This window comes from Weissella sp. ESL1177 (assembly GCF_058107185.1).
The window spans coordinates 656155-682619 of sequence record NZ_CM176591.1; the positions used below are offsets into that span (position 1 = coordinate 656155).

Here is a 26465-nt window from a genome sequence, read left to right on the forward strand (position 1 = left end):
TTCTATTCAAATTAGTATGAACCTAAAATAGTTACTTTATACTTATCAGAATTAGCACTTTGAATTAGGTAGGCTTGCATACCTGTCGAAGCTTCGATTTTAATTTTAACAGAGACTCCTTTTGGCAAATAATTTGGTGCACTCTGCGCGATATAATTTGCAAAGCTTTCGATTTCAGTTGCTGAGTAGAACTGTGTCGAAACAGTTACAATGAGCCCTTTTAAATTATTACCTTCATATGATGCTTGACCGGTGACAGAAGATAGATTTGGGAAAAAACTTTCGATATTATCCGTAAAATTAACAAAACTAGTATTTAATTTTGTACCAACGGATTTTGCATTATCTGTGTCTGCTTGCATTGGCAAGACAACCGTTTGATTATTAAGATCTGTCCAATTACCTAAATTATCACCAGACTTTGAAACATTCCAACTATAATAGTTACCACCGGCTAATGAATCATCTTTTGCTTGTGCGTACATTGCAACATAAATTGGCGTATTATTACTAATGCCGTTAATTTTGCGATAACGTTTTACAATTTCATTAGCAATTTCTCGACCATGGCTGATGCGATCTGCATTACTAATATCTTGCGTGTAACTAGCACCATATTGCTCTTTTTGATAGGTATCTTGTGTGTTCATTGCTAAACCTAAAACAATACCATTTAATTTGAGGTTATTACCTTCTTTGGTCATGAAATCCTGTTCTTCGATACTTTGAAGATAAATAGGATTACGACTATCATCATATTTACCGTTATCTTCAGGATTAAGACCAAGTTGATTACTACTTGATTTACGAGCTAACCAATTATTTGCAGTGTTAGTTGTCAAATATTGACCCTCTTGGAAAATATATTTTGAAGTACTGAAGTGCTCTTTAGAAAAATCTAATAAGCCATTTTCAAAGCTCACTTGATTAAAGGTATTATTTTCTTGAGAAGCTGTCACGCCTCGTGCTTTACTAGTTAGATAACGACCATTTTTAATCACTGTCTGATAAGACGAGTTATTATTTTTACTAGTTATTTGAATACCCTTTTTTGAACTTGATTTTGTTGTCGTTGTTTTATTACTATTTGTGTTTGAAACGGAAGAAGAATTCTTAGAAAAAAAGTTTCCAAAGAAAACTAACGCTGCAACTAACACAGCGACAACTCCAATGGTAGATAACCATTTTACTGCACGCATACTTGTTCTCCTTTAAACTAAATCGCGTTTAATTTAGCAATTATTCATTATCATTAGTATCCATAATATCACGCAATTGTTTTTCTGACCAAATTTCTATGCCAAGATCTTGTGCCTTTGTGAGTTTAGAACCTGCGTTCTCTCCAGCAATCAATAAATCAGTTTTTTTAGAAACAGAGCCAGCAACAGTTGCTCCTTGTGTTTCTAACCAAGCAGTAGCTTCACGTCTAGAAAATGAAGACAGCGTCCCAGTCAAAACAATCTTTTTATCTGTAAATAGTGGATTGTCAATGGCCTTTGCATGTGAAGTGAATGTTAAGTTAACACCTAGCAATTTAAAATCAGCTAATAATTCTTGTGCTTGATTAGTGGCAAAATATTGCGTAATACTATCACCAATAATGAGTCCCATACCAGGTAATTTTGAAATTTCTTCAGCTGTTGCATTGGCAATTGCGTCTAGTGAACCAAATTTAACAGCAATCGTTTTGGCTGCTTTTGCACCAACATTTCGAATACCCAAACCGAACAACAACCGTTCAACTGAATTAGACTTGGAAGTAGTAATGGCGTTTAATAAATTATTAGCAGCCGTATCACCAAATTTATCTAATTGGATTAAATCGTCATATGTTAGACGATAAAGATCTGTTACTTTGGTAATTAATTGGTGTGCTAACAATTGTGAAATGATTTTCGGACCAAGACCATCAATGTTCATTGCATTACGTGAAGCAAAATGTGTTAATGATTCCTGTACCTGAGTTGGACAAGCAGGATTAATACATCTTAGTGCGACTTCACCATCAACGTGGACTAAAGGTTGATGACAAGTAGGACAATTTTTGGGCAGCTCATATGCAACGCTTGTTTCAGAACGCTTATTTAATAGAACTTTACCAACTTCTGGGATGATATCACCAGCCTTATGTAGTGTTACGACATCACCGATGCGAATATCTTTTTCTTGTAGATAGTCAGCATTGTGTAGCGACGCTCTTGCAACTGTCGTACCCGCTAATTGAACGGGCGTCATGACTGCTGTTGGCGTCACAGCACCAGTTCGACCAACTGTCCATTCAATATCCAAAACAGTTGTATTTGCCTCTTCAGGTGGAAATTTATAAGCAATTGCCCATTTAGGAACTTTTACTGTATTCCCTAATTCGTCATGGTAATTTAAATTATTTACTTTAATGACGATACCGTCGATGCCATATGCTAAGGTATCTCTGGCTGCCGTTTGTGAGACAATATAGTTTTCAATATCTTGCATATTGTTAATCACACGATTAGTTGTATTGGTAGGCAATCCTAAATCATTTAATTTGAGTAGTAAATCAGACTGTTGCGACACATGTAAATTTTTTATTGGATCAACAGCTTGATAGAAAAATGCTGCCAACTTTCGCTTTTTTGTAATTTGTGGATCTAATTGCCGTAATGAACCAGCTGCTGCATTACGAGGATTAGCAAATGTTGGGATACCGTCACGTTCTCGACTTTCGTTTAAATTAACAAACGCCTGTTTTGGCATATATATCTCTCCACGAACCTCAACAGATAGTGGTTCGTTAAGATCGATCGGAATACCTTTTATTTGTTTGATATTCTTGGTAACGTCTTCGCCAATATTACCATCACCACGTGTAGATGCTTGTATTAAATGACCATTTTCATAAATAATACTAATGGCTAAACCATCGATTTTTAGTTCAGCATTATATGATAATGGCTCAATAAATGATTTTTGCGTATTATCTAACCAACTAGATAATTCATTAAATGAAAAGACATCACCTAGTGATAGCATTGGTACGTCATGTTGTACTTTTGGTAATTCAGACTTTGTTTTATGACCACCAACTTGGTGTGTAATAGAGTCACTGCTAACTAATTCAGGAAAAGCATTTTCTAGTTCTTCTAAACGTTTATAAACTTGATCATACTCAGCATCCTCAACAGTCGGGGCATCTTTTTCATAATATTCTACCGCCCACTTTTGCAACTGCTCTTGTAGTTGGGCCATTTTTTCAGCTGCTTTCGCTGGATTTGTTAGTGTAACCTCTGACATGATCAATCTCCTATCTATTTTTCAACTTTATTAATAGGTGCAAAAGCAGCCAGTAATCTTTTAATACCTTGGTTAGGGAAAGCAATATCTAATTCTTTATCCTCCCCTTCACCAGTAATTTTAATGACGTGTCCGATTCCCCACTTCTTATGTTGTACGGCATCACCAATCGTCCAATCTTTCTTTTCAGCACCAGTACTTGTTGTACTTGGCTGAGCTTGACTAACCGATTGTCGAGCTTGACGACGACCACTAAACGTGACACCTTGCGCGACATTGTTACGTTGATTAAATGGCAGGTCATTTTCACGATTTCTTGGTTGGAAACTATCACCATCATATTGTACCTTAATAAGTTTTGCGTCAATTTCATCAATGAATCTTGACGCTGGATTACTTGTTGTTCGACCATACAATAATCTTGAGAAAGCATTTGTTAAGTATAATTTTTCTTTGGCACGGGTAATACCAACATAAGCTAAGCGACGTTCTTCTTCTAATTGATCATCATCTATCGCAGCACGTGATAGTGGGAAAATATTTTCTTCCATACCAATTAAGAAGACAACTGGAAATTCCAGTCCTTTAGCAGCATGTAAAGTCATTAAGGTTACTTGATTACTACTATTTTCATCAACACTATCCAAATCTGATACCAGTGCTAATTCACCTAAGAAGTCAACATATTTAGAAATACTCTCATCTGTTGGCTGATAAGATTTATCGAATTCTTCAGTAACAGACAGAAATTCAGAAAGATTTTCCAGACGCCCTTCGTTTTCAGGTGTAGGTGTTTTTTTCAATTGTGTCTCGTAACCGGATTTATCCAGAATTGATTTTGTTAAATCGGTTAGGCTTAAATCAAATGACATTTGTTCTCTGAAGGTTGCAATCATCGTGGCGAACTCTGCCAGTTTATTTGCGGCACGTGTTGATAAATCAGGAATTAGTGCTGCATTGGCAGCGCTATCAAGTAATGTCCAATCTTTTTCTAGAGCAAAGCGGCGCAATTTTTCTAATGATGTTTGACCAATGCCACGTTTAGGTTCATTAACAATTCGTAAAAAATTTTCATTATCTGCTGGATTAGTTATTAGTGCTAAGTATGCTAAAATATCTCGAATTTCCTTTCGCTCGTAAAACTTAGAACCACCAACAACTGTGTAAGGGATGTTGGCTTTAACTAGAGCCTCTTCCACACCACGAGATTGCGCATTAGTTCGATAAAGAATAGCAAAATCTTTATAAGCATACTTTTTTGAATTGACAGCGTCACGAATTTCTTTAAGCACATACAGTGCTTCAGAACGATCAGATTGTCCACGAAAATAAGTGATTTTTTCTCCATCACCATTATCTGTCCACAACTTTTTAGCAATTCGTTCATTATTATTACGAATAACGGCATTTGCGGCATCTAAAATCGTTTGTGTTGAACGATAATTCTGTTCAAGCATGACCGTTTTTGCATCTGGATATTCCTTGTTAAAGTTTAGAATAATTTGCATATTTGCGCCACGCCAACCATAGATAGATTGGTCAGAGTCACCAACAACTGCTAAATTACGATGTTTTGCAGAGAGTAATGTTACTAATTCATACTGTGCATCGTTTGTGTCTTGATACTCATCGACATGAACATAGAGAAACTTTTCTTGATAGTATTGACGAACGGCCTCATCTTGATGAAGTAGTTCAATTGTTAACATAATTAGATCATCAAAATCTAGAGATTGCGCTAATGCTAACCGGTGTTGATATTCTTTATAGGTTTTACCAACAATTTTCTCAAAAGGTTCAGAGGCATGTTTTAAATACATGTCTGGTTTTTCCATAATGTTCTTTGCATTAGAAATCGCACCTAAAACAGCACGTGGCGTGTATTTCTCAATATCCACATTTAAATCTTTTAAAATACGTTTTACTAAAGTTCGTTGTGCACTGGCATCAATAATTGAAAAATCTTTTTTATAGCCCAATTTATCAATATCACGTCGCAAAATTCGCACAGCAAGTGCATGAAAAGTTGAAACCCAAACAGCTTCAGCATCTGCATCATCCACAAGCTGGCCAATACGCTCTTTCATTTCACGAGCTGCTTTATTGGTAAACGTAATTGCTAAAATACGCCATGGGTGCACATCTAAATCTTTAATGAGATGTGCGACACGGTGTGTTAACACCCGTGTCTTTCCTGAACCCGCACCAGCCATTATTAAAAGTGGTCCTTCAGTTGTAACAACAGCTTCAGCTTGCTTATCATTCATACCCGCAAGTAACGGATTCATATTATTTCTCCCTTCAAATCATCAACTTGAACTTCTTTCAATATTTTAATGGCGAATCTTTTTTCCCCAATACTGATACAAATCTACTTTTAATGCCCCATTATACAACTTACGTTTTTTCGTAGCCTTTTGACCAAATGCATTTTCAAATTCTTCATCTGATGTCAAAATATATTTAGACCATGTCGGCATATGATTATAAATGTGCCCCATTTGGCTATATAATTGTCGAGCAGCTGTTTCATCACCCAAACGCTCACCATATGGGGGATTAGCAACTAACACACCATTAATTTTGTCAGTTGACCAATCAGCCGCAGCTAATTGTTTAAATGTAATGTCATCACCAACACCTGCAGCTTCTGCATTAGCTTTTGCAATGGCAATCATATTTTCGTCGATATCAAAACCGCTAATATCTAACGGCTCATCAAAATTAATCATGCTACGCGCTTGTGCTTTGAGAGTCTGCCCAATCTTTTTATCAAACCAATCCCAATCAGTAATATCAAATTCACGATTTAATCCAGGAGCAATATTTCGACCAATTAAAGCAGCCTCAATAGCGATCGTTCCTGATCCAGTTGTTGGGTCAACAAATGGATTATCAGTGAACCAGTGTGCTAGTTTAACTAATGCAGCGGCCATTGTTTCTTTCAAAGGCGCACCACCTTTTTCAGTACGATAACCTCGTTTAAATAATGAATCACCAGTCGTATCAAGGGTAATCATGACATGGTTCTTATCAATTGCTGTTTCTAAAACATATCGTTGACCAGTTTCGGGCAAATAACTGTGAGTATGATATGCCTCAGATAAACGTTTAACGATTGCTTTTTTAGTAATTGCTTGGACAGTTGGTACTGAATGTAAGATTGAGTTCTTTGAACGACCATTCACAGGGAAATTGGCATCATAGGGTAATAAATCTTCCCAGGGAAATGCTTTTGTTTTTTCAAATAACTGGTCAAAAGTTTTGGCATCGAATTCTTGAACAACGATTTTGATACGATCGGCAACACGTAACCATAAATTTGCGCGGTAAATATCTTCTATATCACCATCAAAAAAAACACGGCCGTTCTCAGTTTGAGTTGCATAACCCATTTCTTTGAGTTCTCGTGCAACTAAGGATTCCATACCAGCTCCCATGGTTGCCATTAATTTAAAGTTTTTCATATTTACTTCTCTTTTCAGGTTGATACATTTTATTATAAATGAGTTTAAAAAATTGGGCAAAAAGAAAACCGACGCCACAAGGACGCCGGCTGCCGAATGTATTAGCTGTAAGCCATGTTTTGTTCTAAATAAAAATTGGCAATCTTTATTTAGTGGTAATCATCTATCTCAAACATTCCTGTTTCCCCGACCATCACTTCTTTTTGTTAGGTCAAGCGCCCCTACCAAAGTTTGGGTTGCCCGCTCGTGGGGTTTACCGCGTTCCACCCATCGTATTTCTTTGATGGTTCGTCACTGTGGCACCTTAACAGCTACTAAATCATAGATAAAATCCTTAGATTTTTCACTGGCCGTCATTTAACACAGTTAAATGCCTAGCCTTATTTTTTCAGCTAGCGCGAACACTACTAACATCACAGTTAGTGCGAGCATGGACTTTCCTCATGCAACATCAGTCACACGCAATCACCCACTAATACATCACGAATAATCATTATACACTTATTCAGCCGATTGTGTAGCACTTTCTTCAACAACGATATTTTCTACATCAGATGTCTTCTCAACACTACTTTCCTGGTTTCTCTTAAATTGCTCAGATGATGCGCCAAATACACGACGCTCCAAATTCGATAAACGCTTTAAGATATCCATATTTGTATTAACTGTAGGAGCCGGCGATGCTTTTGGTGTCGACGCTGGCGCTGCAGAAATTTGTTTTGTTAATTCTGCTACTTGATCTTTTAATTTTTGGTTCTGATTGTTGAGTTCATTAATATTCGTTTGGAAGGCTTGATAATCAGAAATAATCTCATCTAAGTAAGCATCTACATCCGTTATATCATAGCCAGTACCAATACGGGTCTTCTTAAAATCCTTGTTTAGAATTTCTTCACGAGTATGTTGCACGTTTTCCATCACTTGCACTCCTTAGTTTTCTTCTTATCCTAGTTTACCAGCTTTTTAAACAGATGACAAAGCTAGTTATGTAAAAAATAATATTTATTATGATCGTTATTGATCAAAATCATCGGCATTTTCTAACTGGTATTCATCAGCATATTCTTGCAGACGATCGAAATCAACTAATAAGATTGGATAATTATGATTTTCGGAAAATTTTTTCATAGCTTGATAATCATATTTTGCTCGTGATTTCTCAGCTTGTTGATCATAGAATATGACTGCACTTTCTGTATGCTTTAACATAAACTCTTGATATAATCGCAACTGTTGTGGATTTTGATAGTTTGATTGAAAAACAGAACTGCTAAAATCAACAGATTGTTTTAGTTCATTTAATCTTTCTTGCTTATTTTGTTGCCAACGACTACCAAAATCTAAAAATGGTACCATGAGTGCTATTTGAAAATTTAAAGATTGTTGTTCTTTTAGTTGTAAAGCCTCTTCAATAGCCCATTGTTCAATACCTAATTGTCCCCCTGTCAACAGCCATTCACAGCCATCCTCTACTTTCATGTTTAGAATTTTTTTTAGTGCATATTTAATTACAGTTAATTTTGGATCTTTTGTGTTAAAAATACCTAGTTCAAAACTACGAAATCCGGTTACCCAAAGACGATTCATTAATTATAAATACCTTTCTTAACTTATTTTTTCCTTACAAATTCCACTAAACTGTTACTATTGAACCACTTTTGGTATAATAACAAAGATAAAGTTTAATTTTAGGAGTTTATGATGACTTTTAATTATCCCAACGGACATTCATTTAATCAAAAAGCTTTTCGAAAACCTAGTGTTAATTCAGGTATTTCGCAAAGTAATCGCGGAATGTCATTAGAAGCCGATATTAATGCTGCGAATGACTATTATTTGGCAACTGAGCAAGCGGTTATACATAAAAAACCTACACCCATCCAAATTGTCAATGTGAGCTATCCGGCTCGTTCTGCAGCTAAGATTACAGAAGCGTATTTTCGGCAAGCTTCTACGACGGATTATAATGGTGTTTATAAAGGATATTATATTGACTTTGATGCCAAGGAAACAACCCATAAACGCTCTTTTCCTTTAAATAATATCCATGACCATCAAATCCAACATCTAAAAGCAATCGCAAAACAACATGGTTTAGCTTTCATGATTATTAGATTTACAGTTTTAAAAGAAACATACGTTGTCTGGGCCAACTTCATTTTTCAATATTGGGAAAATAAAGAAACTGGTCGAAAATCAATTCCTTATGAGGACGTTGTTAATGCAGGTGAATTAGTAGAACCTAAAGTCAATCCAACAACCCCTTATTTAATGGCCGTTGATAAATTATTAGCACAACGTAAACAAGAAGGAGATAACGCACTATGACAGAAGAGATGTCACGTGTTGAACGAGGACGTAACAACACGAAAAATCATAAACGGCCTTCTCAGCCAAAACAAAAAAAACCTAGTTCAAAATTTAAACGTGTTTTAAAGTATACGATTTGGTCGTTAGTTATTTTATTCGTTGTTGGTGGTTTAGCTGGAGCTGGTTTATTTGCTTATTATGCATCATCTGCACCAAAAGTGACGAATGCAGCTTTAGTTGGGACATCACAAACCAAATTCTTAGATAAAGATGGGAATGTTTTCTATTCAACAGGGTCAAAACGAGAAACCGCCAAGCAAAGTGAAATTCCCAAAGAAATGCGTATGGCTGTTGTTTCAATTGAAGATCGTCGCTTCTATAAGCATAATGGTGTTGATCCTAAACGTATTATTGGCGCAGCGTTTGCCAATGTCACTGGTTCATCACTGGGCTTACAAGGTGGGTCTACCCTGACACAACAATTAATTAAATTAACGGCATTTTCAACAAATGCTAGTGATCAAACATTAAAGCGTAAAGCGCAAGAAGCTTGGTTGGCTATTAAACTCGAGAAACAATATTCAAAAAACCAAATTTTAACATTATATATGAATAAAGTTTATATGGGTAATGGCGTTTATGGTATGAAAACAGCTGCTGAATATTATTTCAACAAGGACTTGTCACAGTTGACAGTGCCACAAATGGCCCTACTAGCCGGCTTGCCTCAATCTCCTTCTGGCTACGATCCTTATGCTAATCCAAAAGGTGCAACAGCTCGTCGAAATGAAGTTTTGCAAGCTATGGCAAGTAACAATGTCATTTCACAATCAGATGCAACAAAATATAGTAAAACATCAATTAAGGATGGCTTAGCATCAGAACATGCAACCTTAAGTTCTGAAGATAAAGATGCACGTGTTGATGATGCTTATATTACCTCTGTTCGCAATAAATTAACAAAGATGGGTTACGATTTAAACAAAGACGGTTTGGTCGTACAAACTAATTTGGATCCTGATATTCAAAAACGGGCATACGACATTACTAATACTAATGATTATGTTTCATGGACGGATAACCTCATGCAAGTTGGATTAACTGTGACAAATCCTAAGAATGGGAAAGTTATAGCACAAATTGGTGGTCGTAAGCAGACGACGTTACAGGGTTCAAACCGCGCAACGAATACAAAGCGTTCATCTGGATCAACAGCTAAACCATTAGTTGATTATGGTCCAGCAGTTGAAAATTTGAGCTGGTCAACAAATCATGCAGTTAATGATTCTGCCTATGTTTATCCAGGAACAAATACATCTGTATACGATGCGGATCGCACCTATCTTGGTCAAATTACAATGCGTAAAGCACTAGCTCTTTCAAGAAATATTCCAGCAATCAAAACATTGCAAGAAGTTGGTTACGATAAGTCATCTGCTTTCTTAAATAAGGTTGGTATTCCAATTAAGAGTAACAAACTTGTTGCATCAAGTGCCATTGGTATTGATGTTTCAAGTGAACAGGAAGCAGCTGCTTTTGCTGCCTTTGATAACGGTGGTACTTATTACAAGCCACAGTATATTTCTAAGATTACAGACCAAAGTGGTGCTGTTAAGGAATTCAAAAATACAGGTAGCACAGCAATGAAATCATCAACAGCTTTCATGCTGACTAATATGATGAAATCAGTCATAACTGATTCATATGCCAAAATCATTAACACATCTGACTACGCACAAGCTGGTAAAACTGGTGTTACTGCTTATGCTGATTCATTGAACATGCCGGATGGTTCAGCCTCTGATTCATGGTTTACTGGATTTACAAAAGCAGCATCAATTTCCGTTTGGACAGGTTATGATCAACCAAATGAAACTGGTCACTCATTAGCATCTGGAGAACAACAATTTATACCATTGCGTGTTTATAAAGCTTTGATGGATTACATTATGTCTAGTGGTAGCGCCGATGGTTCGGATTGGACAATGCCAAGTGCGGTAAAGAGTTCGACGATTAATGGTGTTAAAGAATACTCTGTTGTTGGTGCAAATACTTCTTCTGAAGATACAGTTAGTCAAGTGATTAAAAAGTCGTCTTCAAGATCTTCCTCACGTAGTTCTTCATCTAGTGAGGTATCAAGTAGCAGCTCAGAACCATCATCGACTTCTAATGAATCGATAAGTAGCAGCTCAGAATCATCGTCGTCTTCAGCAGAAAGTTCAAGTCAACCCTCAGAAAATACAAGTAGTGCTAATACGTCCACTGATAGTGGTTCACAATCAAGTAGTACACAAAGTACAACACCTACACAATAAATAATAGGTAGTAAAGTAAAAGGAATGTCTAATTAGGCATTCCTTTTTTGTGTGTTATTATTTAAATTTTTCCCAATCAGTATTTAAAATATCAACATTCGTTGGAATATCAACCACATCATCAACTTGTAATTGTTTATAGGTTGTATGACGATTACGCTCATTTTTTATGTCATTTAGTGAGTGATAGTTTTTTTTCTGCCAAGAAATTAAAATAGTTTCGATATATCTTAAATTAAGTGCTGAATTTAAGACGGCTTCTTGGATAGCCGCTTTAATAAACTTGGGGTCAAAATGGTCAATATCGAACCAATTTTTAATCGTTTCAATTTCAATTTGACTTAGAGGACGACCAAATTCTTGTTCAACCATATTATAAATATCAGCTCGTGCAATCTGTTCATTATCAATTTTGGGAATGCCTTGGTTTGTTGTCAAACGCTCATGATCTGTTTTTATATCTAGTAGTGCCATATAAAGTGGGCTAAAATCGAGTTCAGTCGTTACTTTACCATCACTCGCATGACGACTATTAAAGTCAACTAACCCCTTTTTGCGCATTGATTCAAGATACGAGAACACTTTTTTGGCAGACCATCCCATTGTATTACCTATATTTTCAGTACTGGGTTCTGGATTACCACGATCAATGCCCATTTTGGTTTGGATGTAAACTAAAAGTTCTTCATTATTCATACCTACTTCTCGATAATGAAGTAATAAAAAGTTGTCTAAAGTTGTCTGACCAACTTTTAAAAATTTTAAGACATTATTTTGATCAATTGTCATTTCTATCGGTCACTTTCTTTGCAGATATTATTTATAAGCATATCATAATCATATTTAAATTTTGGCAATATAATTATGAATTAGTAAGTAAAAACCAGTATATATCACATTACCGTTCTTAAGTGACTATACTGGTTTTATTTTAATTTTGTTTATGGCCATAGGCGATTCATGGTTCGTGGAAACGGTATCGCTTCACGAATATGTTTCTCACCTGTAATCCAAGTGACAGCACGTTCTAGTCCTAAACCAAATCCTGAATGTGGCACGGAACCATACTTACGTAAATCTAAGTACCATGAATATTCATTTAGGTCTAATCCTTGTTCTTTAATACGTGCTTCAAGATAGTCATAATCAGTATCACGCTCTGAACCACCAATAATTTCGCCATAGCCTTCAGGAGCTAGCAGATCAGCAGATATGACAACATCGTCACGGGTTGGATGGCGTTTCATGTAGAAAGCCTTAATTTCTTTAGGAAAGTTGACGATAAAGACAGGTTTTGCAAAGTGATTTGCTAAAAAGGTTTCTTCTGGTGAACCAAAGTCAACCCCCCACTTAACATCAAAATCATTTTCCTGAAGCAAAGTAATGGCATCATCATAAGAGATACGTGGATATGGTAATTGTGTATAAGACTTTAGCAAATCTTTATCACGCCCTAATAAATCCAATTCATATTCGTTACGATCCAAAACGGCTTGAATCAAATAAGCAATATAACGTTCCTGAATTTTTAATGAATCCTCTTGAGTCATCCAGGCCATTTCAGGCTCAATCATCCAAAATTCTGTTAGATGACGACGTGTTTTAGATTTTTCAGCTCGAAACGTTGGCCCAAATGTAAAGACACGCCCGAATGCCATTGCCCCAGCTTCAGCATATAATTGACCAGTCTGTGATAAGTAGGCATCTTCATCAAAGTATTCAGTATGAAACAATTCTGTGGTACCTTCAGGAGCTGAACCCGTTAATAATGGTGAATCAATTTTAATAAAGCCTTCTTTGTTGAAAAATTCATACGTTGCTGCAATCAAAGTATTACGAATACGTAGGACAGCAAATGGTTGGATATGACGCAAATATAAGTGACGATGATCCATCAAAAACTCTGTACCATGCTCTTTTGGTGTAATCGGATAGTCTTGTGAGCTACCGACAACCGTTAAATCTTTCACTTGCATTTCATAACCAAATGGTGATCTTTCATCAGCAACAATTGTTCCAACCAAATACATACTTGTTTCTTGTGAAAGTGCCTTTGCTTTGGCAAAAATTTCTTCACCAACAACTGACTTAACAACCACTCCTTGAAAAAAAGCCGTGCCATCACGCAATTGTAAAAATTGCATTTTCCCTGATCCACGTTTATTTCTTAACCAAGCACCTAAGCGGACTTCTTGGCCAACATAGTTCTTCGCGTCTTCAATGCGAATAGTCTCCATTGTTTTAAGCTCCCTTATAAATTATTTATTTTTTATAAATGACGAATTGTTTGAACTTGTTTACCATCTGAGAATTGATAAGTAATGAAATTTAAATTATTATCTTTGTCAATAAATGTTAACTGCCAAACAGGTACTTTTTTATATATAGCAAGACCAATACTTGTTATTTTTTTAGGTTGATACTGTTTCTCGACTAACTGACGGACACGACTCTCAGATAAACCATCTGACATTTTTATTGTTGTTAGTTTATTTGACTTTCCCTGAACAATAACACCAACCGTTTGATGTTTTTTATTTTCACCGATTGCACTGTAATAAGTATGTTGTCGTGAAATTCGATAAAATTTTGAGACAGAAGTTAAATCGTTTGATTGCTTAGCAAGCTTAGTTACACGATTTCTGGCCACATCAACGGGCCTTTGTGCTTCTCCTAATATCGATACACCAATCAAAATAATAAACAAAAACACTAGAATGCCAAGTAACCAGTGTCGAAGCCGCTTACCACGGCGTCCGTGGACCGTTGATCGCATCTCCATGATACTAAGCTCCTTTACTTTAATAGTCTTGCCTACTGTAAAAATAAACCACTTACTACTTTACCAAATTTTCTAATCTTATTAAAGATGTTCATCAAAGAAATCTTTTAACTCTCTAACAACATCAGAATCATTTAATTCCTTTTGTGGTAAATTATTAGGTAACATTTTTCGCAAAGTTTTACCATAAGACTTTGTAATAATTCTTGTATCGTAAATAATAATAGCACCATGGTCCGTTGGCGTGCGGATTAAGCGTCCAACGCCCTGGCGTAATTTTAAAACAGCTTTAGGCAGTGTACTTTGATAAAACGGCTGTTTGCCTTGTGCTGTCAAAACAGCTTCTTCTGCCTTTTGTAAAACGGAATCTGGACGGTCAAAAGGTAGACGAGCAATAACTAATAATTTTAGTTGGTCTCCAGGTAAGTCAATACCTTCCCAGAAACTAGCAGCACCTAAAACAACGAGATGTTGTTCACTTTGCATCCGTTTTCTGATTTTACCACGGGTACCTGTAATTCCCTGTGCTAATAATGTTAACTGTGTTTGTTGAAATTTTCGATTACTTTGAACATGATTATATACTTGGCGAATTGTATCTAAAGAATTGAACAGAACTAATGTATTTTGATTTATAGCTGTTGTGACATCAACTAACTGTTTGGCTAAATAATTAGCAAAGTTCACACTTGTTGGTAACGGTGCATTCTTAACCATAATTAAATCAGCTTGATTTTTAAAGTCAAAAATATCTGGATAATGTCGTACTGTTGCCGTGTCTTTATCCAAATTTAAACGATCATACAAGTAGCCAGATTTTGTAGAAGTAAACAATGTTGCACCAATAATTGTTGGAGGCATAAAGTGTGGATACACCTTCTCTTTAAAATAGTTTAATGTATGCAGTAGGCCACCACTTAATTGTAAATTACTACTATCACGATTTTGTGATTCAGTTAACCAGAAGATACTAGCATCTGGAAAGTCCACTAAATCTTGTTGGAAAGTCATTAATTGTTTTTCGTACTGTGTAATACTATCTAATAATCGACGGAAATCAGCCAGTTGTTGGCGTTCACCTAATGAAAATTTGCCTTTTGTACCGCTGAACTCTTTTAGTAATAACTGTAAGGTATCATCTAGATTTTGTACTTCATCATGAATCGTTTTAACATGGTTTGCTTGATCTATCCAAAATTGTGCAAAATCATTATTAGCTAAAGCAATTTCATACCTTCCTTGTGTTGGTGGGGTTCTCTTGTTAAGTAAAAAACGTCGATACAAAGCAACTTGTAACTGTGGAATTTCATTTGCTAATTGCTCTAATGAGCGTAATAAATGATTTCGTAGCTGTTCACCACCAACTATATGCCGTAATATATTGCCGATTGCTGGTTGAACGTCTTGTAAAATAAGATTAATAGCTGTTTGTACTCTGGCAATCCAAATTTGAATTGGCAAGTGATGCCGACTTTGTTCCAAAATGGCAGCTGGCAAGTTTTGCGCTTCATCAATGACTAAATATGGCGGATTTTGTTTTGTGCCCAATTCATTCGCGTATTCTGCTAAATAATTATGATTCACAATCAAAAATTGTGATTGTTGTGCCAAAATGTGCTGCCGTTCAAAAAATTCATAACCATAAAACGGTGAACCAATTGGATTATTGGCATTTTGTGACAACTTTGCAATAAATTTTTGCTGGGCATTCATTAGATGTAGTTCATCAAAATCCCCTCTCGTTGTTTCTGTTAACCAAACTAAAATTTGTGCTTTGATAAATTGTAGTGAAGTTGTTCCCTCATCAATTTGTAAAGAGCGCTTAAAACTTTGCAAATTCAAATAATGTCGTCTTCCTTTTAAACTTACTGCTCGTACCTCAAAAGGTAAAATATCATGTAAAACAGTGTTAACAGTTTCGGTAATTTGTGTTTGCAAAGTAATGGTTGGTTCTGTCACAACAACTTGTTTTTTATTATCATTTGCTAGGTAAGCATACGGTAATAAAAAGCCAAGTGTTTTTCCCATACCAGTAGGTGCTTCTGCAATAAAAGCTGATTCACCTGGCACTTCCGATAAATCGGTATTAGTATAATGATTTTTGATTGCGTTCATTAACTTAGCCTGTTGCTCACGATAGACTAGTTTCTTGCCGTAAAGCTGCTGTTTAGCTGCTCGTTTTGCTGGATACGACTCTCCTTGCTTGGGTACGAGTGCCTCAGGATCACTAAATCGGCGAATGGCTAAACCATCAATAACTTGCAAATGTTTTGGTAAAGGTCGCCGTAACGCTTTTGCTCTGAGAAGTACTTGTTCAAATAAATGTGCTGTATCTTGTGGTAAAACTAATGGTAAATCAACTAATGCTTGTAGCGTGACAATCGGTAATTTTTCAAGGCGGTCCATTATTTTAATTAATAAAGCCCCTGTTGCTAAAGCATCACTGTCAGCCTGATGTGGGTGACCATGTGATAATGATAAATATGATGTTAAATCGACTAAGCGAAATCCTGGTGCCGTTGGCCAAACAATTTGACTTAGTGTCACCGTATCAATCGCTGTTAACCGTAGTGGTGATAAACCAATTCGTTGAAATTCAGCATTTAAAAATGGTAAATCAAAGTTCACATTATGCGCAACGAAAATAGTGCCGGATAACATCGTATAAATTGATTCTGCAACATCTTCAAATACGGGTGCCTGTTGCACCATTTCTTGCGTAATCCCAGTTAGCTGGATAATATTACGCGGGATTATTTCATTTGGATTAATTAAAGTTGAAAATTGATTAATAATTTTTTTATTCTGCACGAACGCAATCGCAATTTGGATAATACGGCCTGATTCGCTCGTTGTACGGGTTGTTTCAAGATCAACAACCGCATAGATGTCTTTATTTAGCATCGAAACGTACCACGACTTTCTCTTTGTAATCTTAGCTTGATTATAGCATATCTGCAGTCTAAAATTTGCCTTATATAACAATAAATTATTTACCTTTCATATAAAATACATTATAAAACGAACAGTTGACAATATGTAAAATTTCATTTATATAAAGTAATTTAAGCTAGAATCAGTAATATGAATGATGTAATTAATCAATGAATTTGGTATGATTAAGAAAGCTAAAATAAAAAATAGAATGGATTGGTAATTTCAAAGTGAAAAAACCAGGAATCGGCGTCAGCCATGCCAAAGTTATTTTACTTGGCGAACATGCGGTCGTTTATGGCCAGCCAGCTATTGCACTTCCTCTGCCGGATTTGGCAATGACTGTTAAAATCGAATCACGTGAAGCAGGACAAATTGTGCTATCACAATCTTATCAGGGCCCATTAGAAGCAATGGCGGAAGTCTATGAAGGGATTCGACAATTAATCAATCGATTATTAAAGTATTTCAATTCAGATGAAATGCCTTTTACAATGACGATCACATCAAATATTCCACAAGAGCGTGGCATGGGATCGTCAGCTGCAACTGCAATTGCGATTGTTCGTAGTTTTTTTGACTTCTTTGATAAGCCTTTATCAAAGAAAGATTTACAACGTTGGTCAAGTATTGAAGAAGCCATCACTCATGGATCTCCCTCTGGACTTGATACAGCAACGGCCGCACACGATCAGGCCGTTTGGTTTGTTAAGGGTAATCAACCTGAAAAGATTGACATGTCATTAGATGGTACCTTGATCATCGCAGATACTGGCATTCAAGGGCAAACGGGTCTCGCTATTTCAGTTGTTCGTGAACACTTGCTAAATGAGCCTGAAATTGCCCAACATCACATCGATAAAATTGGTGAAATTGCCCGAAATACACGCTTGGCAATTTCAGAAAATGATTTACTTAAGGTTGGTCATTTTATGAATAAAGCACAAAAACATTTGGCTGCATTAGGTATTTCTCATCCTAAACTGGATGAATTGATTACAGCTGCTCGCAATGCTGGTGCTGTGGGTGCAAAATTAACCGGTGGCGGTATCGGTGGGACGATGATTGCAATTACTAAAGGTGAAAAACAAACAGCACAAGTAATTAAAGCGCTAGAAGAAAGCGGTGCACAAGAAGTCTGGACACAGAATTATAATCATCATTAGTTTAGGAGTATCTATCATGCATTACACGGCTCGTGCGCACACAAATATCGCTTTACTGAAGTATTGGGGAAAGGCTGATGAATCAATTATTACCCCTACAACGACGTCAATTTCACTAACGCTTAATGAATTTTATACTGATACAACTGTCTGGTTCGATAAGCAATTGACCACTGATCAGTTAATTTTGGATAATGTTGCAATTACTGGCCATGAGAAAGATAAAGTTAGTCGATTTTTAAATTTAGTACGGCAAAATGCAGCAGTTGATTCATATGCCCATGTTGTTTCCAACAATCATGTTCCAACCGCTGCTGGACTTGCCTCATCTGCATCAGCTTTCGCGGCACTAGCAGGTGCTGCCAGTAAAGCAGCGGGATTACAACTAACACCATTAGAATTATCTCGACTAGCACGACATGGTTCTGGTTCTGCCACTAGATCAATCTTTGGTGGCTTTGCCAAATGGATCCCTGGTGATGATCAAACATCAGTTGGTAGTTCAATTTCTGAGACAGTTGATTGGCCGATCCAACTCATGACTGTTATTGTCAGTGATCAACCTAAAAAAGTTGGATCACGTCTTGGTATGCAACATGCTAAAGCAACTTCCCCTTTTTATAATGATTGGGTAACATTAGCAAATTCACAAATAGATGACATGATTGTAGCTATTGAACAGCATGACTTAATGAAATTAGGCGAGCTTGCTGAAGCAAATGCATTACAAATGCATGCGATAAATACAACTGCCATGCCACCCTTTAACTATTTAACAGATACAAGCTGGCAAGTCATTATGATGGCGCAAAAATTACGTGCAAATGGTATTCCTGTGTATGCCACTATGGATGCAGGACCAAACGTTAAATTAATTTCACGTCCAGATGATTCACTAAATATTAAAAAAGCACTTTCAAAAATTGTCTCACCTTCTCAGGTGATTGTTGCGACACCCGGTCCTGGTATTAAAATTGTTGTAGGAGATACTATATGATAGTGACGGCAAAAGCACCTGGTAAGCTATACTTGGCAGGAGAATATGCAATTACATTACCAAGGCAACGTGCCATTATTTTTGGTGTAAATAAATATATTACTGTAACAATGCAGGAAATTTCTGGTAATGACGTTCAGTTAGAAAGTGACCAATTAGGAACTTATAAATTTTCTTTAAATGATCTTCATAAAAATATAGTCTCTAATCAATGGCAACTTGTTTTGCAAACCATTCAAGTCATTTATGACTATCATTTTACGGATGATCAAGAGTTATTAGCAGTAAAAATAAAAATAACTAGTGCTCTTACCTTTGAAGGTAAAAAATTAGGTCTTGGTTCATCAGCAGCTGTTGTCTCAGCAATAATCAAAGCTTTCAATACACTATGGCACCTACATTTGACGAAACAACAACAATTTAAACTAGGTGTTATTGTCATGCTATCACTTCCCCAATTTTCCCATGGATCTATGGGAGACTTGGCGGTTGCGGTATACGGTGGCATGGTTTTATATCAAAAATTTGACAATCATTCAGTTGCAGAGTTAATGAGAAACATGCATGATTATAAATCAATAATTAATACATATTGGCCAGAGTTAACTATCACAGAACTATCGTGGCCATCACAATGGCAACTGGTTATCGGCTGGACTGGCGAGCCTGCCGATACACAGCAATTATTGGATACCGTCGTATCTACAAAAGAAAAAAAGCACGCCAAAGAGACCTTAGCAGCGCAAACATTACCCATCATAGACAATCTTGTTAAAAGTATTTTGACTGTTGATTTTTCATTGTTGATTAAAAATATTTTGGCAAATCAAACGAGCCTCATTAACTTTGCTGATCAAGTTAACATTGATTATTTAACGAACAATCTCTCTAATGCTATGCTTATCGCAAAAAAGATTGGTGTTCCTGCTAAAATATCAGGTGCTGGTGCTGGTGATAATGTTGTTGCAGTGGCCATTAATAATAGTCAAGCAAAGTCATTGAAACAGTCTTGGCGTCGCGCAAACATTGTGCCATTACCTTTAAAAATCGCAATATTAGGAGAATAATAATGGAATCAGCACACGCACATCGAAAAGATGAACACCTTGCATTAGCTGAAGCAGAATTTCGACGACATGCGCCAGTATCGTCTTTGCAACAAGTTCGACTCATTCATCAAAGTTTACCCGAAATAAAAATTAATAAGGTATCCACAGCTATCCAGGATGAAAATTTTAATTTTACAACGCCTTTTTATATTGAGGCAATGACTGGTGGTAGTGAACGGACCGGGGAAATAAATCGTCAATTGGCCGAAGCGGCAAAATCAACGGGTATCGCTATGGCTGTTGGATCACAAAGTATTGCTCTAAAAGATACATCTGCAATCAAGACTTTTACTATTGCACGTGAAATTAATCCAGATGGCTTCATCATGGCAAACATTGGTGCTGGTCATTCAGCAAGCTCTGCTCAAGAAGTTGTTGATATGATCGATGCAAATGCATTAGAAGTACATGTCAATGTTGCCCAAGAAATTGTCATGCCTGAAGGTGATCAAGAGTTTGTCTGGCTTGATAATATTATTGACATCATTCATTCTGTATCTGTTCCTGTTATCGTTAAAGAAGTTGGCTTTGGTATGAGCGCCCAAACAATTAAAAAATTGTATGATAATGGTGCCAAATATGTCAATATTGGTGGTCGCTCGGGAACTAATTTTGCAATTATTGAAGATCGAAGAAATCGTGACAAAAAATTAGGTTATGATTTTTTATATGATTGGGGACAAACGACTGCAGAAAGTCTATTAGATACTCAGTTACTGCATGAAAAACCTGTTATTTTTGCAACTGGAGGTATTCAAAATCCTCTTGATGTCTTGAAAGCGCAAGTTTTAGGAGCAACGGCTGTTGGTATTGCGGGACATTTTTTACATACTGTATTACAGCATGGTTCTGAAGGCCTAACCCAAGAAATTAAAACCTGGCAACAACAATTAAAGGAATTATATGCATTAGTTGGTGCTGATTCAATAGCTGATTTAAAAAAAGTTCAATATGTGCTATCACCTGAATTACAAAATTATCAACAACAACGACACTTATAATATTAATGTTTCGGTAGCGTTTACAAAGGTTTTATTAAGTCGTTAAAATGAATCTTCAGTTTGCTTAATTTTTCACTGACTTAGTTGTTAATAGCGTAAAATTAAAGTATGAAAAACTTGTTAACAGAAAGTATTCGTCAACAAACAGACGATCAAATTATTGATGCAACACTAACCTTGTTACAAAGTCACTCCTATGACCAACTTGCGGTTACAGAAATTGCCCGTAAGGCAGGCGTGTCACGGATGGCTTTCTACCGCCATTTTGGTACAAAAGAAGCTGTCATCAAGGAAATTGTTTTGCAATTGACCCAAGATTTTGAAAAAGAAGCGAATGCATTACCATTAGATGTTAATGAAATTTCAAGAGCTTTTTTTGGCTTTGTTAAGGCGAATGGCATTACAATCGCTGTCCTGTTAAATGCCGGATTACGTGAACAATTCTATCCACCCTTACGTGATATTCTACATGGACTTTATGCAGAATTATTACAAAATCAAGTGACATTTAACCAGTCTATTGATTACGTCTCTGACTTTACAGCATCTGGGATGTTAGCTTTAGCGATTCGCTGGATTGCCACTGGTGCTCATGAATCAATTGATCAAATGGTTCACATTGCAAATGAAATGACAAATGCACAACATGCTAATATTTAAAAAATCACCTGATAACGATTCCGCTATCAGGTGATTTTTTATTTATTACTTTTAATTATGGTGTTGTTTACCAGCATTACGGCCGCCTTTAGCCTCGTGTTGGCGTTCTTGAGCTGTTTTGGTAATATCCTTACGCTCATTACTTTGCTGCTGCTGTTGCTGTTGTGCAGCTTGCATTGCTTCAGCAAAGCGACCAGTTGGTTTTGATTGAATTTTACCTGCTAAGGCATCATCAACAACATCTTTAACTTCAAAGGTATCAGCAACATGTGCTTTAAGTCTTGGACGCCAAAGAATAATGATCAATGTTTGAAGAATAATAACTAATGCACCAGCAAAGAAATATAAAGCAATTCCAGCATTAGTAACCCACGTCATAAATAGCATCATGACCGGCATCATAAACATCATCATTTGCATTTGCTTTTTTTGTTCTGGTGGAATACCAATTAATGATAGATATGCTTGAATACCATATGCAATCGCTGTTGCAATTGCTAAAATCGGTGCATGTGACGACAAACTGATTCCAAAAAATGATGCATGAGCAATATCATTTGAGTATCTAATCGCAGAATATAGCCCCATAAAAACCGGCCATTGAATAATCAATGTCGTAAAATTCATGCCACCAAGCAACGAAACATTATTTTCTCGATAAATAGTCATCATGGCTTGCGATGCCAATAATTGCTCTTCTTGCGTTTGTGCATTCTTTTGTGCATCTTGGACCTTTGCAAGTTGTGGTTGTAATAGACGCATTTTTTCTTGCTGAATCGTTGCGTTTCTTTGTTGATGGATCATCATTGGTAGCAGCACTAAACGTACGGCGAGCGTTAAAATAATGATTGACCAACCAACGGCATTGGCGCCCCCAATTGTTGATTCTGACCAGTTCATAAAGTCTGTCAAAGGCGTCTTTAAGAAATCAGCATGGCCAGTAACAAACAAAACGACTAGTACAATTAATAATATGGGTGTTAAACCTTTAATTTTCATGGAATGTATCATCCTACCTATTTCATTTTTTCAAGTAATAATTATATCACGAAACATCATATAAGTTGCGAATCTTTAGCGATTGCTTATAACTGTTAATAGATTACGAACGAAATTTATTAACAATTGATGAAATGTCTTTAATAACTAATGACATTGTACCATCTGGCTTATTAATAAATTCTACCTTACTCTTATCTTGATAAATTTCTATTGGAATCGCAATTTCAATACCAGAATCAAGTTTAAAACGTTGCAAACTGTACTTTTTTTCAATTCTTTCAGTATTTGGTACAGCAATATCATTATCAATTTCTTTGTGATCAATTATCTCTTGATAAGCATGTTGAGCCGATATATTACCTTTAAATACAGATTCTGCAATAGCTGCCGTTTTGATTGCACCATCATCCTGAACATTATCAAAAATAACATTTTGGGTATCCGCCAATACTTCATGTTCTGGTATATCAAATCTGCTAGCAACTGATTTTACAACTTGCTTAATTGCTTGAATATTATCTTTTGTTGACTTACCTGGTTGTATTTGCAAAAATTTTTCTGAAAAATAATTCGTTCGATGACCATCAATTAAATAACGTTTTTCTACCAACATATATTCGCCACTCATTAAATTTATCATGATACCCTCGTCCACTTTTTGAGTTGCCGCAGGTAAAATAGCCTGATTAAGAACAAGATTATTGACGAGCTTCTCCTCATGATACTCAACAATATGCGTATATCTTGGTGTAAAATTTAGCTTTAAAATCCCCCAAAAATCGTTTGTACCTTCTGAAAATTCAACAACCAATAAATCACCAGCCGGAATTGACTCATTTTGTGCAATTATTTCATATAATTTTTCTGCTAAATCTGTTGCTTTTTCAGTAAAAGAACGTTCATCATTATCTGAAATGATTTTTGAAATCATTTCATTATCAGTCAGTTGTCCAATTTTATAATCACTTGTTTCAAATTTTTCAATTAATTTTTGCACATAATCATGTAAATTTGGTTGAGTAATATCCAATTCATTTTGTGATGCAATTAAATTCCCACTATTTTTGTCTAAAACGTGCAATATCACGTGCTTTATAATCATATTTTACTATCCTTCACAAATAAAAAAGCAGGTCGATAGACATACAGAATTTTCCTATCGGACTACCATGACCTGCTAATGTTTAACTTTTCTCTTGATGCTTAATGGGAAGTGTAATTCTAAAAATAGAACCTTGCCCAATAGCTGATTCTAATTGAATACGGCCGCCGTAACCTTCTACTAGTTTTTGCGCGATACTTAAACCAAGACCATTCCCACCTTGTTTACGTGAACGTGCTTTATCGACACGATAAAAACGATCAAATACACGACTAGCATCTTCGGGGCTGATACCTTCACCAAAGTCTTGAACGGCTAATTCGACAATGTTTCCCGAACGTGATGCTGCAAAATGAATTTCTTTACGCTCCTGACTATACTTAACCGCATTGTCTGATAGAATAATTAAAATTTGTTCTAAATGATCGCGGTTCATATTAATAATTGTAGGCCCTTTTAAATCATCATCAATCCAAAATGAAAAATCCGGATGGATCATTTTAAAGTTTGTGTAAATGCCATTAATTAATTCCTTTGCATCTGTATCACCTTCACGAAAAGTTAGCTCTACTTGATCAGCCCTAGTCAGATCAAGCATTTCTGACACCAATCCTTCCATTCGACTAATTTCTTGTAATGAGGCCGCAATTGATTCATTTAAGACTTTTGGATCATCTTTTCCCCAACGGTTTAATAATTCCATATGCCCTTTTACAATCGCTACAGGTGTTCTTAATTCATGAGAAACATCTTCAACGAACTGATGCTGTTGCAAGATGAAGCGTTGCATACGATCAAGCATAACATTTAACAAATCAGATAGGTCTGTTAATTCATCAGGTTTACGTTCTTCATTAGCAACACGTACTTGTGATTGTGGATCATGATTAATCGTATCAACCGTCTTTTTAATGTTGTCAATTGGTCGTAAGAAAAAACCAGCTAACCAGTATCCCCAAAGAGCAATTAAGAAAAGACCAAGTACAATTAAAATCGCGATAATTGAATATACACGATTAAATGTTTTATGATAACCAGTTAAATGATTTTCCACAACAACATGACCAATAATATGATGCTTATTATCACGTAATGCTTGATGCCCAACCAACATTTTGACGCCCTCAATACGTTCTATTTGAATCACACGTTGTTTGGTCTTATTGAAGGGTATTCTCGCACCACCAATTGGATAAATTTGAGCACCATTTTTATTATAAACTCTAATTGTATAATCTTTACGAGCAATCTGCTGTAACACTGGATCATTAACGACCTGATTAAAATCAGTACTATGTGGTCGTAACATATTATCAATTTTTGATGGTAACATCTGAGATTCATCGATGTGTTGCAAACGATTAGTAACAGCTGTTAAAGAGCTATTGACTTGTTGCCTTTCTGTTTTCATCATTTGTGTTGCAAAAGCTTGCATTACAAACCATGTAAATATAATAAATATTAAAAAAACACCAGCAACTGATCCAAGAGCCCATTTCCATTTCAAGGAAAGACCTTTACGTTGTGGTGTTTTTTCAACAATGGATGTTTGCCTATCCATTAACTTTCCTCCAAATTACTGGCGCATAACATAACCAGTACCGCGAACTGTTTGAATATAAGATGCTCTTGAATCAGGTTGATCAATTTTATTGCGTAGGTAACGAATATAAACATCAACAACATTTGTTTCAATTTCTGAATCGTATCCCCAAACCTTCTTTAATAACTCCTCACGTGATTGGACAACGTTAATGTTTTCCATCAAAATTAATAGCAATTCATATTCACGTTTTGTCAAGTTAATAATTTCATTACCTCGACGAGCAATGCGATTCTCTTTTTCAACAGTTAAATCACGATAGCGCACAACACTTTGGTGCGTACTATGTTCTTCGGTTTCAATATCAATGCGACGTAACAAAGCACGCACACGAGCTAATAATTCTTCAATGGCAAATGGCTTAACGACATAATCATCAGCACCATAATCTAATCCTGAAACACGATCAATGACAGAGTCACGTGCAGTCATCATGATAATTGGTGTGTTTTTTTCTTCACGCAAACGACGTGCCACTTCCAAGCCACTCAATTCGGGTAACATCAAGTCAAGTAAAATTAAATCGTAATCGTTTCCTAAGGCAGCATCTAAACCACCTCGTCCATTATCTTCAACATGAGTCTCATAACCCTCGTGCTGTAGTTCTAGCTCCACAAAACGCGCTAAATTTTCTTCATCTTCAATAACAAGCACACTACTCATACGCTATACCTCTGGTTACTTTCTTACATAATACGATGCCATTCTACAACTATGACATAATTTACATTAATCATAACATGA

The 26465-nt window shown here is 36.1% G+C and carries 21 protein-coding genes and 1 other RNA gene; 7 read left to right on the forward strand and 15 right to left on the reverse strand.

The window, feature by feature from the left end:
- Positions 1–11: 11 nt before the first annotated feature.
- The 7 genes from AC3B5D_RS03130 to AC3B5D_RS03160 all read right to left on the reverse strand — a co-directional run bounded on the left by AC3B5D_RS03130 (position 12) and on the right by AC3B5D_RS03160 (position 8327).
- Positions 12–1199, reverse strand: a complete 1188-nt coding sequence (locus AC3B5D_RS03130; RefSeq protein WP_489839552.1) for a CamS family sex pheromone protein — start codon at positions 1197–1199, stop codon at positions 12–14.
- A 40-nt stretch (positions 1200–1239) separates the two neighbouring features.
- A complete protein-coding gene (gene ligA / locus AC3B5D_RS03135) occupies positions 1240–3273 on the reverse strand; it encodes an NAD-dependent DNA ligase LigA (protein ID WP_489839551.1) in 2034 nt (677 codons plus the stop codon).
- 14 nt (positions 3274–3287) lie between these two features.
- Complete coding sequence (gene pcrA / locus AC3B5D_RS03140) at positions 3288–5561, reverse strand: DNA helicase PcrA (protein WP_489839550.1); 2274 nt, start codon at positions 5559–5561, stop codon at positions 3288–3290.
- Positions 5562–5606: 45 nt separating this feature from the next.
- Positions 5607–6740: a THUMP domain-containing class I SAM-dependent RNA methyltransferase gene (locus AC3B5D_RS03145; RefSeq protein WP_489839549.1), complete on the reverse strand. Its 1134-nt coding sequence runs from the start codon at positions 6738–6740 to the stop codon at positions 5607–5609.
- Between the two features lie 103 nt (positions 6741–6843).
- Positions 6844–7217: RNase P RNA component class B (gene rnpB / locus AC3B5D_RS03150), an RNA gene on the reverse strand.
- A gap of 24 nt (positions 7218–7241) precedes the next feature.
- Positions 7242–7658, reverse strand: coding sequence for a cell division regulator GpsB (gene gpsB / locus AC3B5D_RS03155; protein ID WP_489839548.1), 417 nt, complete (start codon positions 7656–7658; stop codon positions 7242–7244).
- Positions 7659–7754: 96 nt separating this feature from the next.
- On the reverse strand, positions 7755–8327 hold the full coding sequence (locus AC3B5D_RS03160) for an SLOG family protein (RefSeq protein WP_489839547.1): 573 nt from the start codon (positions 8325–8327) through the stop codon (positions 7755–7757).
- A gap of 114 nt (positions 8328–8441) precedes the next feature.
- On the opposite strand from AC3B5D_RS03160, the gene recU reads away from it, so the two are divergent.
- On the forward strand, positions 8442–9068 hold the full coding sequence (gene recU / locus AC3B5D_RS03165) for a Holliday junction resolvase RecU (protein ID WP_489839546.1): 627 nt from the start codon (positions 8442–8444) through the stop codon (positions 9066–9068).
- A complete protein-coding gene (locus AC3B5D_RS03170; RefSeq protein ID WP_489839545.1) occupies positions 9065–11365 on the forward strand; it encodes a PBP1A family penicillin-binding protein in 2301 nt (766 codons plus the stop codon). The genes recU and AC3B5D_RS03170 overlap by 4 nt, the downstream gene beginning before the upstream one ends.
- 57 nt (positions 11366–11422) lie before the next feature.
- Here AC3B5D_RS03170 and AC3B5D_RS03175 read toward each other — a convergent pair whose 3' ends face one another.
- From AC3B5D_RS03175 to AC3B5D_RS03190, 4 genes are all read right to left on the reverse strand, one after another.
- Complete coding sequence (locus AC3B5D_RS03175; protein WP_489839544.1) at positions 11423–12154, reverse strand: DnaD domain-containing protein; 732 nt, start codon at positions 12152–12154, stop codon at positions 11423–11425.
- A gap of 152 nt (positions 12155–12306) precedes the next feature.
- Positions 12307–13602: an asparagine--tRNA ligase gene (gene asnS, locus AC3B5D_RS03180; protein WP_489839543.1), complete on the reverse strand. Its 1296-nt coding sequence runs from the start codon at positions 13600–13602 to the stop codon at positions 12307–12309.
- A 32-nt stretch (positions 13603–13634) separates the two neighbouring features.
- A complete protein-coding gene (locus AC3B5D_RS03185) occupies positions 13635–14147 on the reverse strand; it encodes a cell wall elongation regulator TseB-like domain-containing protein (protein WP_489839542.1) in 513 nt (170 codons plus the stop codon).
- 81 nt (positions 14148–14228) lie between these two features.
- A complete protein-coding gene (locus tag AC3B5D_RS03190) occupies positions 14229–17051 on the reverse strand; it encodes a helicase C-terminal domain-containing protein (RefSeq protein WP_489839541.1) in 2823 nt (940 codons plus the stop codon).
- A gap of 260 nt (positions 17052–17311) precedes the next feature.
- Here AC3B5D_RS03190 and mvk point away from each other — a divergent pair, with 260 nt between their 5' ends.
- The 5 genes from mvk to AC3B5D_RS03215 all read left to right on the forward strand — a co-directional run bounded on the left by mvk (position 17312) and on the right by AC3B5D_RS03215 (position 22014).
- A complete protein-coding gene (mvk, locus tag AC3B5D_RS03195) occupies positions 17312–18247 on the forward strand; it encodes a mevalonate kinase (RefSeq protein ID WP_489839540.1) in 936 nt (311 codons plus the stop codon).
- 16 nt (positions 18248–18263) lie between these two features.
- Complete coding sequence (gene mvaD, locus AC3B5D_RS03200; protein ID WP_489839539.1) at positions 18264–19244, forward strand: diphosphomevalonate decarboxylase; 981 nt, start codon at positions 18264–18266, stop codon at positions 19242–19244.
- Entirely contained in the window at positions 19241–20311 is a 1071-nt protein-coding gene (locus AC3B5D_RS03205) for a phosphomevalonate kinase (RefSeq protein WP_489839538.1), read from the forward strand. Before mvaD ends, AC3B5D_RS03205 begins: the two co-directional genes overlap by 4 nt.
- A 2-nt stretch (positions 20312–20313) precedes the next feature.
- Entirely contained in the window at positions 20314–21354 is a 1041-nt protein-coding gene (gene fni, locus AC3B5D_RS03210) for a type 2 isopentenyl-diphosphate Delta-isomerase (protein ID WP_489839537.1), read from the forward strand.
- A 108-nt stretch (positions 21355–21462) separates the two neighbouring features.
- Positions 21463–22014 carry a TetR/AcrR family transcriptional regulator gene (locus tag AC3B5D_RS03215; protein ID WP_489839536.1) on the forward strand — a complete coding sequence of 184 codons (552 nt, stop codon included), beginning with the start codon at positions 21463–21465 and terminating at the stop codon, positions 22012–22014.
- 51 nt (positions 22015–22065) lie between these two features.
- Here AC3B5D_RS03215 and yidC read toward each other — a convergent pair whose 3' ends face one another.
- The 4 genes from yidC to AC3B5D_RS03235 form a co-directional block, all read right to left on the reverse strand.
- Positions 22066–23013, reverse strand: coding sequence for a membrane protein insertase YidC (gene yidC, locus AC3B5D_RS03220; RefSeq protein WP_489839535.1), 948 nt, complete (start codon positions 23011–23013; stop codon positions 22066–22068).
- 103 nt (positions 23014–23116) lie between these two features.
- The gene (locus AC3B5D_RS03225; RefSeq protein ID WP_489839534.1) at positions 23117–24118 is read right to left on the reverse strand and encodes a nucleoid-associated protein; all 1002 of its coding nucleotides are present in this window, start codon (positions 24116–24118) and stop codon (positions 23117–23119) included.
- Between the two features lie 82 nt (positions 24119–24200).
- Positions 24201–25679, reverse strand: a complete 1479-nt coding sequence (locus AC3B5D_RS03230; RefSeq protein ID WP_489839533.1) for a HAMP domain-containing sensor histidine kinase — start codon at positions 25677–25679, stop codon at positions 24201–24203.
- A 15-nt stretch (positions 25680–25694) separates the two neighbouring features.
- Positions 25695–26384 carry a response regulator transcription factor gene (locus AC3B5D_RS03235; RefSeq protein ID WP_489839532.1) on the reverse strand — a complete coding sequence of 230 codons (690 nt, stop codon included), beginning with the start codon at positions 26382–26384 and terminating at the stop codon, positions 25695–25697.
- Between the last annotated feature and the right edge of the window lie 81 nt (positions 26385–26465).